Raw genomic sequence first — 16,537 nt, 5'->3', positions numbered from 1 at the left:
TCAGTCTCGTCCCGTCAGGTTCCAGGCGTCTTCCGACCCCTCGTCGTCGTCGACCTCGGCGTACCCGCGCGTCATCGCCTCGACCGGATCGTCGTCGATCGCCGAAGAGGACGAGGAGGCGCCCGGGCGCCCGTGACCGCTCGGACCGGAGTCGCCGCCACGGATCTTCGCGAGCACGCCGGGCAGCTGCTCGGTGGTCACGAGGACGTCGCGCGCCTTCGAGCCCTCGGAAGGTCCGACGATGTCGCGGGACTCCATGAGGTCCATCAGGCGGCCGGCCTTGGCGAAGCCGACCCGGAGCTTGCGCTGCAGCATGGACGTGGAGCCGAACTGCGTGCTGACGACCAGCTCGGCCGCCGCGAGCAGGAGTTCGAGATCGTCGCCGATGTCGCCGTCGATCTCCTTCTTCTCGACGACGGCCGCGACGTCGGGTCGGTAGTCGGGTCGGGCCTGACGCGTCACGTGGGCGACGACCTGGGCGATCTCGCTCTCTTGCACCCAGGCGCCCTGGACGCGCATGGCCTTGGAGGCGCCCATGGGCAGGAAGAGACCGTCGCCCTGGCCGATGAGCTTGTCGGCGCCCGGCTGGTCGAGGATGACCCGGGAGTCGGTGACGCTCGACACGGCGAAGGCGAAGCGGGAGGGCACGTTGGCCTTGATGAGCCCCGTCACGACGTCGACGGAGGGGCGCTGCGTCGCGAGGACGAGGTGGATGCCCGAGGCCCGGGCCAGCTGGGTGATGCGGACGATGCTGTCTTCGACGTCGCGGGGCGCGACCATCATGAGGTCCGCCAGCTCGTCGACGACCACGAGGAGGTACGGGTACGGCTTGAGGGTCCGCGCGCTGCCGGCAGGCAGGACGATCTCGTCGTTGACGACGGCTCGGTTGAAGTCGTCGATGTGACGGAACCCGAAGCTCGCCAGGTCGTCGTACCGCATGTCCATCTCTTTGACGACCCACTGGAGGGCCTCGGCGGCCTTCTTGGGGTTCGTGATGATGGGCGTGATGAGGTGAGGGACGCCGGCGTAGATCGACAGCTCGACCCGCTTCGGGTCGATGAGGACCATGCGGACGTCGGCGGGCTTGGCCCGCATCAGCAGCGAGGTGATCATCGAGTTCACGAAGCTGGACTTGCCGGAGCCCGTGGCGCCCGCGACGAGGAGGTGCGGCATCTTCGCGAGGTTCGCGACGACGTAGCCGCCTTCGACGTCCTTGCCCACGCCGATGGTCATCGGGTGCGTGCTCTTGGCGGCTGCGGACGACCGGAGCACGTCGCCGAGCGCCACGATCTCCTTGTCGGTGTTCGGGATCTCGACGCCGATGGCGCTCTTGCCGGGGATCGGCGACAGGATGCGGACCTCGTTCGACGCGACGGCGTAGGCGAGGTTCTTGGTCAACGCCGTCACCCGCTCGACCTTGACCCCGGGGCCGAGCTCGATCTCGTAGCGGGTCACGGTCGGACCGCGCTTGAGGCCGGTCACCTTGGCGTCGACGTTGAACTGGTCGAGCACGGATGTGATGGAGGCCACGATGGCGTCGTTGGCCTCGCTGCGGGCCTTGGCCGGCTCGCCGACCGCCAGGGTGGTGACGGCGGGGAGCCGGTACGGTTCGACGTCGGCGGAGGAGGGGTCGGCCGTCTCGAGCGACGGGGGCGCGGCCTCGTCGGGGTCGGGAGCGAGGAACTCGGCTGCGGCGTCGCTCTCGCCCTCGCCCGGCAGCACCCCGGGGACGGGGAGGACGGTCGTGGCGGTGGGCTCCGGATCGAGGGGGATGTCGATCCCCTGGGCACGGACGGCCTCTTCGGCACGGTCGAGATCGGCGAGGAGATCCGTCGAGAAGACGTCGGTCTCGGCCGTCGCCGGGGAGTCGCGGGGGGCCCTGGCCTCGGCGGGCGACGCGGGTTCGGCCTCTTCGAAGACGGGTCTGCGCTTCTTGCGACGCCCCAGGGTCTCGGTGGGAGCGGTGGCCGCCGCCGGACGGACGAGCGGAGTGTCGTAGGCGGGGTCGTCTTCTCGCTGGCCCGGGTTGCGCCGCCACCACGGCAGGGACTCGGGTTCGCCCTCGGCGTCGCCCGAGTCCGCGGCCTGCGCCGCCGACCGCTCGTCGACGGTCTCGCCGAAGAGGTACCCGTACAGCTCGCCGAGGCGACGACCGATGCGGTTCGGCGGCGTCTTCGTGATGATCAGGATCGAGAACGCCAGGAGCACGACGACCAGCGGCACCGCCACCCACTCGGTCGCGAGGGCGACGAGCCACGACGCGACCACCCAGCCGAGGACCCCGCCGCCGGTGGCCAGAGCGGGCATCCCCTCGGACGCCTCGGGCTGACCGCCGAAGATGTGGCAGAGCGCGCTGATGGAAACGAGCGAGAGGCCGAGGCCGATGCCGATGCGGGTGTTGTCGTGAACCGACGACGGGTGGCGGAACAGCCATCCCGCGAAGAGGATCATGATGACCGGGAGGGCGTACGCCACCCGCCCGAAGAGACCGCCGAAGGTGTAGGCGTCGAAGCCCATGGCGACGGGGCTCGTGGGGTTGAGCCATTCGACGACCCCGCCCGCGATCGCGAGCAGGACGAGGAAGAACGGCACGCCGTCGCGGCGCTCGCTCTTGTCGAGGGTCTCTCTGCCGAGGAGCCGGAACGCGGCGCCGGTCATGTGGGCGAGACCCATCCAGGCCGATGCGAGGGGGTTGGGCCCCTCTCGGACCGGAGCGGGAGCCGGGGCGGCGGGGAGCTTCTTGGTGGCCTTGGTCGCGTCACGCGCCGAGGACGCACGGGAGCCCGAGCGGGTGCGCGGGGTCGACTTCGTGGGCGTGGCCATGGGCTCCACGGTACAGTCCCCCACCGACGCCGGTCGGATGCGGTCGCGTGTGTCAGGCACGGGGCCCGCCCGCCGCGGCTCCGCCGGGGCCGTCGACCGGCTGGGCCGCGACCGGCCACGGCCTAGGCGCTGATGACCACCGGCACGATCATCGGGCGACGGCGGTGCTGGGTGTTGACCCACCGACCGACGGTCCGTCGGACGACCTGGCTGAAGGCGTGGGTGTCGCGGGTCCCGTTCTCGGCCGCCTCGGCGAGGGCGGCGACGATCTTCGGGGCGACGTCGTCGAAGACCCGCTCGTCTTCGGCGAAGCCCCGGGACTGGATCTCGGGTCCGACGACCACTCGCCCGGTCGCCGCGTCGATGGCCACGAAGACCGAGATGAAGCCCTCCTCGGCGAGGATCCGCCGGTCTTTGAGGTCGGCGTCCGTGATCTCGCCGACGGTCGACCCGTCGACGTACACGTAGCCGAGATCGAGCTGACCCACGACACGGGCGACGCCGTCTCGCAGATCGACCACGACGCCGTCCTGCCCCAGGATGGTGCTCGCCTCGGGGACTCCCGTCCGGACGGCGAGGGCCGCGTTGGCGTACAGATGCCGGTGCTCGCCGTGGACCGGCATGACATTCTTCGGCCGCAGCACGTTGTAGCAGTAGAGGAGCTCGCCCGCCGAGGCGTGCCCGGAGACGTGCACCTTGGCGTTGCCCTTGTGCACCACCTTCGCGCCGAGCTTCGTCAGCCCGTCGATGACGCGGTAGACGGCGTTCTCGTTGCCGGGGATGAGACTCGAGGCGAGGATGACGGTGTCGTCGGCGCCGATCTCGATCTGGTGCTCGAGGTTCGCCATGCGGGCGAGGACGGCCATCGGCTCGCCCTGCGACCCCGTGCTCATGTACACGATGCGGTCGTCGGGGAGGTCGCGTGCCTTCTTGGCGTCGATGAGCACGCCGTCGGGCACGCTCAGGTAACCGAGATCGGCGGCGATGGCCATGTTGCGCACCATGGACCGGCCCATGAAGGCCACGCGCCGACCGTTGGCGTGGGCCGCGTCGAGGACCTGCTGCACCCGGTGGACGTGACTGGAGAAGCTCGCGACGACGACCCGCCTCGGAGCGCGCCGGATGACGTCGTCGAGCACGGGCCCGATGTCGCGCTCGAGGGCCGTGAAGCCCGGCACGTCGGCGTTCGTCGAGTCGGGCAGGAACAGGTCGACGCCCTCTTCGCCCAGCCGGGCGAAGGCACGCAGATCGGTGATGCGCCCGTCGAGGGGCAGCTGGTCCATCTTGAAGTCGCCCGTGTGCAGCACGAGTCCGGCGGAGGTCCGGATCGCGACGGCGAGGGCGTCGGGGATCGAGTGGTTCACGGCGACGAACTCGAGCTCGAAGGGGCCGAGGGTCTCGCGCCCGCCCTCCGCGACGGTCAGCGTGTAGGGGCTGATGCGGTGCTCTTTGAGCTTCGCCTCGATGAGGGCGAGCGTCAGTTGCGACCCGATGAGCGGGATGTCGGCGCGCAGTCTCAGGAGGTAGGGCACGGCTCCGATGTGGTCTTCGTGCCCGTGCGTCAGGACGACCGCGAGGATGTCGTCGAGGCGGTCTCGGATGGGCGAGAAGTCGGGCAGGATCAGATCGACGCCCGGCTGGTGCTCTTCGGGGAAGAGCACGCCGCAGTCCACGACCAGGAGCTTGCCGTCGATCTCGTAGACGGTCATGTTGCGACCGATCTCGCCCAGACCCCCCACGGGGATCACCCGCAGCGTTCCGCTCTCGAGCGCCGGCGGGATCTGGATCGTCGTGGACATCTGTTCCTTCGATGATGGGGAGAGGATCGCACCCGACGGGACGACGGGACCGAGGAGGCGCGGCTCAGCGGGTCGTGCCGTGCACCTTCGGCAGCGCCCCGCCCGCTGCGGCGTTGCGATCGGGTCGGAAGCGGCTGAGGTCGAGACCCGGGATGGCGCCCACGTGCGACAGCTCGTCTTCGATCAGCGCGGCCTCGCTGTCTTCGGGACCGACGAGCGGGAGGCGGACGCGCGGGCTCGAGATGCGGCCGAGGCCGTGGAGGATGTACTTGGCGGCGACGGTCCCGGGCACGTGCGTCATGACGGCGCGGACGAGCGGCTCGAGCATCTGGTGCGCCTGCGTGGCCGTGTGCAGGTCGCCGGCGTTCACCGCGTCGATGATCGTGCGGTACGGGGCGGCGGCGATGTTGGCGGTGACGCCGATGAGGCCCGACGCGCCGATGGCGAGATGCGGCAGCACGTTGGCGTCGTCGCCGGAGAAGTACAGCAGGTCGGTCTGGTTCAGCACCCGGCTGACCTCGGCGAAATCGCCCTTGGCGTCTTTGACGGCCACGATGTTGGGGTGCTTCGCCGCTCGGAGCAGGGTCTCGTACTTGATCGGGATGCCCGTGCGCCCGGGGATGTCGTAGAGGATGACCGGCAGGTCGGTCGCGTCGGCGATCATGCGGAAGTGGGTGAGAACGCCGGCCTGGGTCGGCTTGTTGTAGTACGGCGTGACGATCATGACGCCGTCGGCCCCGGCCTTCTCGCTGGCCTTGTAGAGCTGGATCGCATGGGCGGTCTCGTTCGACCCGCCCCCCGTGATGATCTTGGCGCGGCCGGCGGCCACCGACTTGCCGACCTCGACGAGCCGGAGCTTCTCGGGGTCGGTCAGCGTGCTGGTCTCGCCGGTGGTGCCCGTCACGACGATGCCGTCGGCCCCGGCCGTGATGCAGTCGTCGATGTGCTTCTCGACGGCGGGCCAGTCGACCTCGCCGTCGGCGGTGAAGGGGGTGACGAGGGCGACGAGTACTTGACCGAAGGGGTTGCTGATGTTCGACACGGAGACAGCGTACTGGCTCCGGTCGGACGACCGGCGGGTGCGGGCCGGTGCGTCGGCCCCGCCCCCGCCGGGCCGGGTGTCAGGGCGCGACGCGTCCGTTGGTGCCGAAGGCCGCGTAGGTCAGGGGCATGAGCTCCGCCCAGATGTCCTCCATCTTCTCGGCGCACATCTCGATCTCGCGCTGGGGGAACGACGGGAAATGCGTGCCCTCGCGCTTCGTGCGGAGACTCAGGAAGTTCATGAGCGAACGCGCGTTGACCGTCACGTACATCGACGAGTAGATGTTCAGGGGCAGCACGATGCGCGCGACCTCACGGGCGACGCCCGCGTCGAGCATGCGCTTGTACGAGGTGTACGCCTCGCGCGACGTCTGCTCGGTCTCGGCGCGGACCAGCGCGCTCTGCTCGGGCGTGCCGGGCAGGAAGTCGTAGGCGCCGGGCTTGCCGACCTGCTGCAGGTTGCGGTGCTCGGAGGGCACGTAGAAGACCGGGTTCAGCTCGCGGTAGCGCCCGCTCTCCTCGTTGTAGCTGGCCATGCGGTGCCGCATGAACTCGCGGAAGACGAAGATCGGCGCCTGGACGTAGAACGTCATCGAGTTGTGCTCGAACGGCGAACCGTGGCGATCGCGCATCAGGTAGTTGATGAGCCCGGCGCCCTTGGTCGCCTGAGCGCCGTCGGCCGAGGCCTGAGCGCCCTCGAGGGTCAGCTCCCCCATGGTCGACACGCGCGCGGCGAAGAGGACGTCGGAGTCGTGGGCGCTCGAGCGCACCAGCTCGACGGTCACGTCGGAGCGGAACTCGACGGCGGGCTCGGGGGCGGACGGGGCGAGGGGTTCTGCATCGGTCACGGCGTCGACTCTACAACCGGACCCGGGACGGGCCGGTGGCGCGCGAGCGACCGGCGCCGCGCCTCCTCGGCACCCGGTCGTCACCGAGGAGGCGCGCCTAGGCTCCCGAGGAGGGCGCGCCCGTGCGCCCCGCCGATCGAGAGCAGGAACCATGAACGACGCCCCCCGGACGGTCCTCGTCGCCGGAGCCTCCGGCCTGATCGGCACGGAGCTCGGCGCCCAGCTGCGCGCCGCCGGTCACACCGTGCTCTCGCTGGTCCGCGGCGAGCCCCGAGACGAGTCGCAGTTCACCTGGATCCCCTCCGCCGGCGTGATCGACACGACCCTCCTCGACCGCGCCGACGTCGTCGTGAACCTGTCGGGCGCCTCCCTCGGCCGTCTGCCGTGGACGCACGGCTACAAGAAGCAGATCGCCGGATCGCGGGTCGACGCCACCCGCACCCTCGTCGCCGGCATGCGGGCGGCCTCGACGCCGCCCGCGACCTTCCTGAGCGGATCAGCCGTCGGCATCTACGGTGATCGCCCGGGCGACCGGCTGACCGAGGCGAGCGCCCGCGGGACGGGGTTCCTCAGCGACGTCGTCGACGAGTGGGAGCGCACCGCGCACACGGCGCCGGACGGCGTCCGCGTCGTCACCCTGAGGACGGGTCTCGTGGTGGGCCCCGGCGGCGCCCTCGCGCCCCTCCTCCCGCTCACCCGCCTCGGACTCGGGTCCCGTCTCGGCACCGGCGACCAGTTCTGGCCGTGGATCAGCCTCCACGACGAGGCCGCCGCGATCGTCCACCTCATGACCTCCGACCTCGCCGGGCCCGTCAACCTCGCCGGACCCACCCCCGCCACGAGCGACGCCCTCACCCGCCGCCTCGCGCACGACCTGAAGCGGCCCTACGCCTTGCGGGTGCCGGAGTCCGTCATCTCGACGGCGATGCGGGAGGCCGGACGCGAGCTGCTCCTGCCCAGCCAGCAGGTCGTCCCCGAGAAGCTGCTGGCCGACGGGTTCGCGTTCCGGCACACGACGGTCGACGAGGCCGTCGACGCGCTCACCGCTCGTCTCTGACCCGACCCGGTCGGCCGTCGTCGGACCCGAGGAGGCGCGGGTCGCGACGACCCCGACAGGGGGGCCGACGCGTCAGGAGGGCCCGCGACGCCTCAGCGTCAGCGACCAGCGGATCGCCTGCCGTGCCCGGCGGCGGTCGCCGCAGGCGTCGTAGGCGAGACCGAGCCGGAACCACGCGCGGTAGTCGTCGGGAGACTCCTCGACCGCCTCGCGATAGGCCGGGAACGCGGCGTCGGCGGCGACCCGGTCGTAACGGCCGGACGGTCGCCGGGGGACGTCGTCGACGGGCAGCTCGCCGGCGTCACGCAGCTCGCGCACCATCGACTGCGTCGCGAGACCGAAGCGGATCTCGGCCACCAGGGCGAACACCCCGAGCAGCGGCAGGATGACGAGACCGACGCCCAGACCGATGGCGACCCCCTCTCCGGTGGCGAAGAGCGCCAGGGCGCGCTGACCGACCAGCACGATGTAGAGCACCAGCAGCGCGGCCATCACCAGGGCGCCGACACGACCCTTCACCGGGTGGCCTGCGGGGAGGCGAGCGCCGTCATCGGTCGAGCGGCAGCACGCTGTCGAGGCCGACGACGACCCCGCTGACGGAGGGGGCGGCACCCATCGCGACGAGCAGACCCTGCTCGTAGGCACGCTGCGAGAGCGTGTCGTGCGTGAGGGTGAGGGTCTCCCCCTCGCCGCCGAAGACGACCTCCTGACGAGCGGTCACGCCGCGCAGGCGGAGGCTGTGGACGGGGACGCTCGCGACCTGCTGTCCGCGGGCGCGCTGATCGGACGAGGGGGCCGACACCGGCCCGAGGTCGCGACGCGCCTCGGCGATCAGCTCGGCCGTGCGGACGGCCGTGCCCGAGGGCGAGTCGGCCTTCGCCGGGTGGTGGGTTTCGACGATCTCGACCGACTCGTAGAACCGGGCCGCCATCGTCGCGAAGCGGGTCGCGAGGACCGAGCCCAGCGAGAAGTTCGGCACGACGAGGACACCCGGGCCCGCGACGTCCGCCACCACGGTGCGGAGTCGGGCGATGCGTTCCGCGCTCCACCCCGACGTGCCGACGAGCACCGGCAGCCCCGCGCGCACGACGTGCTCGACGATGCCGGGGCTCACCGCGGGGTGGGTGACGTCGACGACGAGATCGGCCCCGACGACGAGGTCGAGATCGTCTCTCGACGACAGCCCGGCGTGGAGTTCGAGATCGGGCGTCCGCTCGATCAGATCGACGATGAAGCCGCCGAGCGTGCCCGTGGCCCCGACGACGGCGATGCGGGAAGTCATGAGCCAAACCTACCGGCGCGACGACCGCCGGGCCGTCGAATACGATCGGGGGATGCCTCGATTCCGCGAGATGCCCGTGAGCTCGACCCCCGCCTCCTCGCTGCTGTCGGAGTACTTCGCCGAGCGCGCCGCGACGTTCCCGGTGACGCAGGGCAGCTATCACACGGCGAACCCGGTCGATGCGACCTTCACTCCCCCGGCCGGCGTCTTCGTGGTCGTGACGACCGACGACGACGCCGAGGCGCCGGACGAGGCCGTCCGCGCCCTCGCGTGCGGCGGCGTCCGCCGTCTCGAGAGCGGACCCGACGGACGCGTGCGCTACGAGGTCAAGCACCTGTTCGTGCGTCCCGACGCCCGCGGGCGCGGACTCGGTCGCCAGGTGCTCGTCGAGCTCGAGCGACGTGCGATCGCCCTCGGGGCCGACGAGCTCGTCCTCGACACGAACGACAGCCTCGAGGCGGCCGGCGGACTGTATCGCGCCGCGGGCTACTCGCTCATCGAGCCCTACAACGACAATCCGAACGCCACGTCGTGGTACGGCCGGCCAGTCCGCTGACGGGTCGCTGACGGACCGCCCGCGACGGGGTCAGATCGACTGATCGACCGGGAGGCCCGTGCGGAGCTCGACGGGCAGATGCCCGAGGTCGTTGTGGGTGACGAGCTCCGGCGGCTTGGCCGAGCGGACGCGGATGATGGTCAGACCGGCGTTGGCCTGGTTGACGCCCATCCACCGCCAGGCCGGAGCGCCGAAGACCTCTCGGACGAACCAGCCGATGACGAAGTTGTGCGTGATCAGCAGGTCGTGACGGTCTTCGCGGGCCGGGGTCAGCCACTCGGAGACGGCGTCGGCCATCTGCGCCTGACCCGCCTCGATCTCCTCTTCGGTCACCCCGCCGAAGAACGGCTTGTACGACGAGGGCATGTCGGGGGTCGGCCCGGACGGGACGCAGTCGAACAGGAGCGTCGAGGGCTGCGACTCGAGCGCCGGGAGGCGCTCGGTCATGATGCGGGCCGTCTCGGCGGCGCGCTCGAGGGGCGAGTGCCAGGCTGCGTCGAAAGGCACCCCGCCGAGGCGCTCGGCGATCAGCCGCGCCTGCCGCTTGCCGCGTTCGGAGAGCGGACCGTCGGGCAGCCCGTGCTCGGCGTCCTGCTGTTCGCCGTGACGGACGAGGTAGAGGTAGTGGGACACCGTTGTCTCCTGATTCATGGAAGGACGGACGACGAGGCGGACGTCGTCGCGGGCACGGGCAGCGTCGACTCGTCGACCTCGCCCACGACCACGGTCGACAACGGCCCCGATCGCAGCGTGGCCGCCAGATCGCGGACGTCGTCGAGGGCTACGGCCGCGAGTCGCGTCAGGGAGGCGTCGAGGTCGACGAACTCACCCATCGACAGCTCGGCGCGCCCGAGGCGGTTCATGCGGGTGTCGCTGTCTTCGAGCGCCAGAGCCGCAGCACCGCCCAGCTGACCGAGGGCCCGACGGTGCTCGTCGGCGGTGATGCCATCGGTGGCGACGGCGTCGAGCTGCTCGAGCATGAGACGCGCGACGTCGCCGACGTTGGCCGGCGCGCACCCGGCGTACAGGCCGAACAGACCCGCGTCGGAGTAGCTGGGAGCGAACGAGTAGACGGAGTAGGCCAGACCGCGACGCTCGCGCACCTCTTGGAACAGGCGCGACGACATGCCGCCGCCGAGGACGGAGTTCAGCACGGCCATCGCCGAGCGGCGCTCGTCGGTCACGGGCAGACCCGGGACGCCGAGGAGGAGCGTGGTCTGCTCGAGGGGTCGACGCACGACGACGAGCGGCTCGCCCTGGCCGGGAGCCGCCTCGCCACCGGGGTCGGACGCCGATCGCCGCGCCACCGGGGAGGCGGCGTCGGTCGACCAGTCAGAGCGGGTCATGGCGACGCGGAGGCGATCGACGAGGCGGTCGTGGTCGACGGCCCCGGCGACCGTGACGACCAGGTCTCGGGGTCGGTAGGTGCGCAGGTAGTGGCGGTACACCTCGTCACGCGAGGCCGCCCGGATGCTCTCGGGCGACCCGCCGATGGGTCGACCCAGCGCGTGGTCGCCGAAGACCGACTCGAAGAGACGCTCGCCGCCGACGTCGCTCGGGTCGTCGTCGGCCATCGCGAGCTCGTCGAGGATGACCCCGCGCTCGGTCTCGAACTCGCCGGGATCGAGGACGGACGAGGTGACCATGTCGGCGAGCGCGTCGACGGCGTCGTCGAGGTCGACGTCGCGGACCCTCGCGTAGTAGCAGGTGCTCTCTTTGCCGGTCGCGGCGTTGTGCTCGCCCCCGACCGACTCGAAGGCCACGGCGATGTCGAGCGCCGACCGGGTCGGGGTGCCCTTGAAGAGGAGGTGCTCGAGGAAGTGGGTCGACCCGCGGTCACCCTCGCCCTCGTCGCGACTGCCGACGGCGACCCAGAAGCCGACGGTCGCGCTGCGGGCCCCGGGCATGCTCTCGCTCAGGATGCGCAGCCCCGTCGGGAGGACGGTCCGTCGGACGAGGGAACCGCCCGTCGCGTCGAAGGAGAGCTCGACCTCGTCGAGGGGCAGCAGGACCGGTCCGTTCATCGGTGCGAGCCTACCGCTCGCCCCTGACACCCGAAGTGGGGGACGTGATGCGGACAAACAGACGGGTGCGTCTGTCCTCATCGGTGTTACAGTCGTGTCTACCGCGGTCGACCCGTCCCCCCCACGAGAGACGGCCGCGGCGGCTGGTCGGACATGTCATGCGGTCCGGAGCGTGCGTCCCCCACGCGGCTCTAAGCCGATATGTCCCAAGGAGCCACGCTGTGACGGTCGATTCCCCCCAACCGGCCGTCCAGCGTCTCCCTGGCCGCCCTCGTGCCGACCAGACGACTCCCGGCGCTCGGGCCCGCGTACTCACGACCGCCGACCGCCTCTTCTACGACGAGGGCATCCGCGTGGTGGGCGTCGACCGTCTGATCGCCGAGTCGTCGGTGACGAAGGCCACGTTCTACAAGCACTTCGGCGCCAAGGACACGCTCGTCCTGCAGTTCCTGGCCGTCCGGCACGAACGCGACGTCGAGACCCTGGCGGCCATCGTCGCCTCGGCGGGCGACGGGGTCGACGCCGTGCGCCGCCTCGTCGACGCGTCCGCCACCCGTCTCCAGGATCCGCGGTTCCGCGGCAGCGCCTACGCGAACGCGGCCGCCGAGTTCAGCGACCCGACCCACCCCGTCCGGATCGCGATCAACGAGCATCGGGAATGGCTCACCGACGCACTCGTCGAGCTCTTCAAGAGCGCCGGCCACCCGATGCCCGGCGACGCCGCCGACGACTTCCAGCTGGCCCTCGACGGCGCCGAGGTCGGCGCGTACGCCGGTGACGCGATCGCCGCCTCCGCGGCCCTGAGGCGCACGGCGGAACGGCTGCTCTCCGCCTGACGCGCTCCGCGCCTCCTCGGCCCGCCCCGCTCCTACGCCGAGGCGCGGTCGAGGTCGAGGACCTGGAGGCGCGTCAGCTGCACGCGCACGGCCTGCGTCAGCTCGAAGACCTGCTTGGCGTTGGTCGCGCTCGCGACCGGCGCGACGACGTTCGGCTTCGTCAGCAGCCACGCCAGCGAGATCGCCGCCGTCGACACCTCGTGCACCGAGGCGATGCGGTCGAGCTCATGGAGGACCCGGAGTCCGCGCTTGTTCAGATGCTTCGCGAGGTCGGGACGGCGCTGCGAACCGGCGAAGTCGGCTCGTGTGCGGTACTTGCCCGACAGGAATCCGCTGGCCAGCGCGAAGCGCGGCATGACGCCGAGACCGAGCTGAGCGGCGACCCGGGCGAGGCCCTTCTCGTACTCGCCCCGGTTCAGCAGGTTGTACTGGTTCTGCAGCGCGACCATCGGCGCGACGCCGAGCATCCCCGCGGCGATCCGCGCCTCGTAGAGACGGTTGCCGGAGTGGTGCGATCCCCCGAAGTACCGGACCTTGCCGGCCCGGATGAGGTGGTCGACGGCGAGGAGGGTCCGCTCGAACGCCACCTCGGTGTCGTCGACGTGGAGGTAGAGCAGATCGATGCGATCGGTGCCGAGACGCTCGAGGGAGGCCTCGACGGCCCGCTCGATCGCCTTCGGCGTGAGCCCGGGGTGGTCGGCGCTCTTGCCCACCTTGGTCGAGACGACCATGTCGTCGCGGGACCGGCGCTCGCGCATCCACGAGCCGATCATGATCTCGCTCCGGCCGCCGGCGTACGAGTCGGCCGTGTCGACGAAGTTGCCGCCCAGATCGAAGTAGGTGTCGAGCACGGACCGCGTCTCGGTCTGATCCGCCGTCCAACCGAAGACGTTGCCGCCGAGCGCCAGGGGGAAGACCCGGAGATCGGACGTGCCGAGACGACGGCGGGGCTGGATGACGCCGAGATCGACGGGCACGGTGGCCTGATCGACCGCGGGCGGTCGGCCGGGCGCCTGACCGCGGCTCGTCGCGACGGGACGCCCCGCGGCAGCCGCCTGCGCGGACGTGGCCGTCGAGTCGGTCACCGACGCTCCTCCTCCGCTGGCGCACCCCGATCCGTCTGAGCTGGACGGGCGCCGGGGTCTGCACCTCATCGTCAGAGTACGGCTCCGGCGCGCATCGCGTCCGTCGCCGCACCGAATCGTTACGCGAAGGATCGTCCGCGCCGCAGGGCGCCGGCCGACCGGCCCGGTCGGCGCCCCGGACGCCGACGAGCCCGCCGCGACACGAGGTCGCGACGGGCTCGTCGGAGGGATGGACCCTAGATGTCGACCGAGGTGTCGTTGGACTCCTCGGCGGCACCGCTGGAGTCGGTGTCGGCCGTCTCGGCGATGACCGGGGCGAGCGACAGCTTGCCGCGGTCGTCGGTCTTCGTGATCTCGACGAGGATCTTCTGACCCACGCCGAGGACGTCCTCGACGTTCTCCACGCGCTTGCCGCCGGCGAGCTTGCGGACCTCGCTGATGTGCAGCAGGCCGTCCTTGCCGGGGAGCAGCGACACGAAGGCACCGAACGAGGCGATCTTGACGACGGTTCCGAGGAACTGCTCGCCGACCTCCGGGTTGGTGGGGTTCGCGATGGCGTTGACCTGGGCACGGGCCGCCTCGGCCGAGGGGCCGTCGACCGCACCGATGTAGACGGTTCCGTCTTCTTCGATGCTGATGTCGGCGCCGGTGGTGTCCTGGATCGAGTTGATCGTCTTGCCCTTCGGGCCGATCAGCTCGCCGATCTTGTCCTGAGGGATCTGGACCGAGATCACGCGGGGCGCGGTCGGGGCCATCTCGTCGGGCGCGTCGATGGCCGAGTTGAGCACGCCGAGGATGGCGGTGCGCGCCTCCTTCGCCTGCTTCAGCGCGGCGTCGAGGACGGCGGTCGGCAGACCGTCGAGCTTCGTGTCGAGCTGGATGGCCGTGACGAACTCGGACGTGCCGGCGACCTTGAAGTCCATGTCGCCGAGCGCGTCTTCCGCGCCGAGGATGTCGGTCAGCGCGGCGTAGCGCGTCTGGCCGTCGACCTCGTCGGAGACGAGACCCATGGCGATGCCGGCGACGGGGGCCTTGAGGGGCACACCGGCGTTCAGCAGCGACAGGGTGGAGGCGCAGACGGAGCCCATCGACGTCGAGCCGTTGGAGCCGAGGGCCTCGGACACCTGACGGATCGCGTAGGGGAACTCCTCGCGGCTCGGCAGCACCGGCACGAGCGCGCGCTCGGCCAGGAAGCCGTGCCCGATCTCGCGACGCTTCGGCGAACCGACCCGGCCGGTCTCACCGGTCGAGTAGGGCGGGAAGTTGTAGTGGTGCAGGTAGCGCTTCTTGGTGACCGGGCTCAGCGAGTCGATCTGCTGCTCCATCTTGAGCATGTTCAGCGTGGTGACGCCCATGATCTGGGTCTCGCCGCGCTGGAAGATGGCGGAGCCGTGCACGCGCGGGATGACCTGGACCTCGGCGTCGAGCGGGCGGATGTCGGCGAGGCCGCGACCGTCCATGCGGATCTGCTCGGTGAGGATGCGGTCGCGGACGACCTTCTTCGTCGCCGACTTGTACGCGGCGCCGACCTGGCCGTTGGCCGACTCGGGCAGCTCGCCCGCCGTGACCTTCGCCGCGATGGCGTCCTTCACGGTGGCCTTGAGCGCGTCGTCGGCGTCCTGGCGCTCGATCTTGCCGGCGATCTTGTAGACCTCGGCGAGCTCGGTGCCCGCGGCGGTCGTGACGGCCTCGAGGACCTCGTCGGTGTAGGGCAGGAAGACCGGGTAGTCGGCGATCTCCTTGGCGGCCTGGGCGGCCATCGTGGCCTGGGCCTCGACGAGCTGCTTCAGGAACGGCTTGGCGGCCTCGAGACCCTGGGCCACGACGGCCTCGTCGGGCTTCGTCGCGCCGCCCTGGATGAGACCCCAGGCGTGCTCGGTGGCCTCGGCCTCGACCATCATGATCGCGACGTCGTCGTTGCCCGCTGCATCGGTGACGACGCGACCGGCGACCGTGAGGTCGAAGACGGCGTCGGCCAGCTGCGAGGCCTTCGGGAAGGCGACCCACTGGTCGCCGATCAGCGCGAGGCGGACGCCCGCGATCGGACCCGAGAAGGGCAGACCGGAGATCTGGGTCGAGGCGCTGGCCGCGTTGATGGCCAGAGCGTCGTAGAACTCGTCGGGGGCGATGCTGAGGACCGTGATGACGACCTGGACCTCGTTGCGGAGACCCTCGACGAACGAGGGACGCAGGGGCCGGTCGATGAGACGGCAGACGAGGATGGCCTCGGTGGAGGGGCGACCCTCACGACGGAAGAACGAGCCGGGGATCTTGCCCGCGGCGTACGAGCGCTCTTCGACGTCGATGGTCAGCGGGAAGAAGTCGAAGTTGTCCTTCGGCTTCTTGCTGGCGCTGGTGGCGGACAGCAGCATGGTGTCGTCGTCGAGGTAGGCGGCGACGGCTCCCTGGGCCTGCTGGGCGAGACGGCCGGTCTCGAATCGGATGGTGCGCTTGCCGAACTTGCCGTTGTCGAGCACGGCTTCGCCGAACTTGATCTCTGGACCCTCCATGTGGGGGTTTCTCCTCTTTGTTTTGAATCGATGCCCCGTGTGGGCCTCGATGTCATACCGGGAGCGGGCGGCGTGGACGGCATGAGGACATGCACGTGCAGCAACGCGACGGAGGCGGTGGCACGTCTGGCCAACAGTGAAGACGGTCGGACCCCGCCTCCGATCGCGACTCGATGCGCTGATCGGGGCATTCCGCCTGCCACCACCGGTGACCAGCAGCCGTACCGGCCTGCTCCGAGCGCGATCCTAGCACCCGGGCATGACGGGACCGCGGCTGCCGGCCGGGCGCGCCGGGGCGCGCCGACCGTCCGTCGACCGGCCCACGGCCCCGGAACGAGAGAACGGCCCCTCTCCGTGTACGGAGAGGGGCCGTCGTCGAGACGTACGGAGCGCGAAGACTAGCGGCGCAGTCCGAGGCGACCGATGAGCGTGCGGTAACGCTCGATGTCGACCTTGGACAGGTAACCCAGGAGTCGGCGGCGCTGACCCACGAGGAGCAGCAGACCACGACGCGAGTGGTGGTCGTGCTTGTGCTCTTTGAGGTGCTCGGTGAGGTCGAGGATGCGCTGCGTCATCATGGCGACCTGGACCTCGGGGGATCCGGTGTCGCCGGGGTGGGTCGCGTATTCTTCGATGATCCGGGTCTTGACGTCAGGTGCGAGTGCCATAGAGGGAT

14 protein-coding genes are annotated in these 16,537 nt (G+C 70.7%); 3 read left to right on the top strand and 11 right to left on the bottom strand.

Annotated elements, in window-relative coordinates; genetic code table 11:
• From ASF89_RS14110 to thyX, 4 genes are all read right to left on the bottom strand, one after another.
• Positions 1 to 2,823: a DNA translocase FtsK gene (locus ASF89_RS14110; RefSeq protein WP_055815990.1), complete on the bottom strand. Its 2,823-nt coding sequence runs from the start codon at positions 2,821 to 2,823 to the stop codon at positions 1 to 3.
• Positions 2,824 to 2,945: 122 nt separating this feature from the next.
• A complete protein-coding gene (locus ASF89_RS14105; RefSeq protein WP_055794882.1) occupies positions 2,946 to 4,622 on the bottom strand; it encodes a ribonuclease J in 1,677 nt (558 codons plus the stop codon).
• A gap of 64 nt (positions 4,623 to 4,686) precedes the next feature.
• A complete protein-coding gene (gene dapA, locus ASF89_RS14100; protein WP_055794879.1) occupies positions 4,687 to 5,664 on the bottom strand; it encodes a 4-hydroxy-tetrahydrodipicolinate synthase in 978 nt (325 codons plus the stop codon).
• Positions 5,665 to 5,743: 79 nt separating this feature from the next.
• Positions 5,744 to 6,511, bottom strand: coding sequence for an FAD-dependent thymidylate synthase (gene thyX / locus ASF89_RS14095; RefSeq protein ID WP_055815987.1), 768 nt, complete (start codon positions 6,509 to 6,511; stop codon positions 5,744 to 5,746).
• A gap of 151 nt (positions 6,512 to 6,662) precedes the next feature.
• Here thyX and ASF89_RS14090 point away from each other — a divergent pair, with 151 nt between their 5' ends.
• Positions 6,663 to 7,568 (top strand): TIGR01777 family oxidoreductase, encoded by a 906-nt coding sequence (locus tag ASF89_RS14090; RefSeq protein WP_055794874.1) that lies wholly within the window; start codon positions 6,663 to 6,665, stop codon positions 7,566 to 7,568.
• A 72-nt stretch (positions 7,569 to 7,640) separates the two neighbouring features.
• Here ASF89_RS14090 and ASF89_RS14085 read toward each other — a convergent pair whose 3' ends face one another.
• Both ASF89_RS14085 and dapB read right to left on the bottom strand, forming a co-directional pair.
• A complete protein-coding gene (locus tag ASF89_RS14085; protein WP_156463434.1) occupies positions 7,641 to 8,087 on the bottom strand; it encodes a tetratricopeptide repeat protein in 447 nt (148 codons plus the stop codon).
• A 28-nt stretch (positions 8,088 to 8,115) separates the two neighbouring features.
• Entirely contained in the window at positions 8,116 to 8,850 is a 735-nt protein-coding gene (dapB, locus tag ASF89_RS14080) for a 4-hydroxy-tetrahydrodipicolinate reductase (RefSeq protein WP_055794867.1), read from the bottom strand.
• A 52-nt stretch (positions 8,851 to 8,902) separates the two neighbouring features.
• Here dapB and ASF89_RS14075 point away from each other — a divergent pair, with 52 nt between their 5' ends.
• Positions 8,903 to 9,406, top strand: a complete 504-nt coding sequence (locus tag ASF89_RS14075; protein WP_055815984.1) for a GNAT family N-acetyltransferase — start codon at positions 8,903 to 8,905, stop codon at positions 9,404 to 9,406.
• 30 nt (positions 9,407 to 9,436) lie between these two features.
• Here the strand turns inward: ASF89_RS14075 and ASF89_RS14070 are convergent, their stop codons facing one another.
• Both ASF89_RS14070 and ASF89_RS14065 read right to left on the bottom strand, forming a co-directional pair.
• Positions 9,437 to 10,039: a histidine phosphatase family protein gene (locus tag ASF89_RS14070; protein ID WP_055795584.1), complete on the bottom strand. Its 603-nt coding sequence runs from the start codon at positions 10,037 to 10,039 to the stop codon at positions 9,437 to 9,439.
• Positions 10,040 to 10,053: 14 nt separating this feature from the next.
• Positions 10,054 to 11,430 carry a pitrilysin family protein gene (locus ASF89_RS14065; protein ID WP_055815981.1) on the bottom strand — a complete coding sequence of 459 codons (1,377 nt, stop codon included), beginning with the start codon at positions 11,428 to 11,430 and terminating at the stop codon, positions 10,054 to 10,056.
• Positions 11,431 to 11,651: 221 nt separating this feature from the next.
• On the opposite strand from ASF89_RS14065, the gene ASF89_RS14060 reads away from it, so the two are divergent.
• Positions 11,652 to 12,266 carry a TetR/AcrR family transcriptional regulator gene (locus ASF89_RS14060; protein ID WP_055794860.1) on the top strand — a complete coding sequence of 205 codons (615 nt, stop codon included), beginning with the start codon at positions 11,652 to 11,654 and terminating at the stop codon, positions 12,264 to 12,266.
• A 32-nt stretch (positions 12,267 to 12,298) separates the two neighbouring features.
• On the opposite strand, the gene ASF89_RS14055 is transcribed toward ASF89_RS14060, so the two are convergent.
• The 3 genes from ASF89_RS14055 to rpsO all read right to left on the bottom strand — a co-directional run bounded on the left by ASF89_RS14055 (position 12,299) and on the right by rpsO (position 16,529).
• Entirely contained in the window at positions 12,299 to 13,351 is a 1,053-nt protein-coding gene (locus ASF89_RS14055; protein ID WP_235484141.1) for an aldo/keto reductase, read from the bottom strand.
• Between the two features lie 236 nt (positions 13,352 to 13,587).
• Positions 13,588 to 15,861, bottom strand: a complete 2,274-nt coding sequence (locus ASF89_RS14050) for a polyribonucleotide nucleotidyltransferase (protein WP_055794857.1) — start codon at positions 15,859 to 15,861, stop codon at positions 13,588 to 13,590.
• Between the two features lie 398 nt (positions 15,862 to 16,259).
• Entirely contained in the window at positions 16,260 to 16,529 is a 270-nt protein-coding gene (rpsO, locus tag ASF89_RS14045; protein ID WP_055794855.1) for a 30S ribosomal protein S15, read from the bottom strand.
• Positions 16,530 to 16,537 lie beyond the last annotated feature (8 nt).

Origin of the sequence: Frigoribacterium sp. Leaf172 (genome assembly GCF_001424285.1) — a bacterium.
Classification (GTDB): Bacteria; Actinomycetota; Actinomycetes; order Actinomycetales; family Microbacteriaceae; genus Frigoribacterium.
Note: the sequence above shows the minus strand (reverse complement) of the source record. Positions and strands in the feature narration are given on the sequence as shown.

What these genes read in the sequence shown, in the direction of transcription:
- ASF89_RS14110 (WP_055815990.1), bottom strand. Translation starts at nt 2,823, where the DNA reads ATGGCCACGCCCACGAAGTCGACCCCGCGCACCCGCTCGGGCTCCCGT.
- ASF89_RS14105 (WP_055794882.1), bottom strand. Translation starts at nt 4,622, where the DNA reads ATGTCCACGACGATCCAGATCCCGCCGGCGCTCGAGAGCGGAACGCTG.
- ASF89_RS14090 (WP_055794874.1), top strand. Translation starts at nt 6,663, where the DNA reads ATGAACGACGCCCCCCGGACGGTCCTCGTCGCCGGAGCCTCCGGCCTG.
- dapB (WP_055794867.1), bottom strand. Translation starts at nt 8,850, where the DNA reads ATGACTTCCCGCATCGCCGTCGTCGGGGCCACGGGCACGCTCGGCGGC.
- ASF89_RS14075 (WP_055815984.1), top strand. Translation starts at nt 8,903, where the DNA reads ATGCCTCGATTCCGCGAGATGCCCGTGAGCTCGACCCCCGCCTCCTCG.
- ASF89_RS14065 (WP_055815981.1), bottom strand. Translation starts at nt 11,430, where the DNA reads ATGAACGGACCGGTCCTGCTGCCCCTCGACGAGGTCGAGCTCTCCTTC.
- ASF89_RS14050 (WP_055794857.1), bottom strand. Translation starts at nt 15,861, where the DNA reads ATGGAGGGTCCAGAGATCAAGTTCGGCGAAGCCGTGCTCGACAACGGC.
- rpsO (WP_055794855.1), bottom strand. Translation starts at nt 16,529, where the DNA reads ATGGCACTCGCACCTGACGTCAAGACCCGGATCATCGAAGAATACGCG.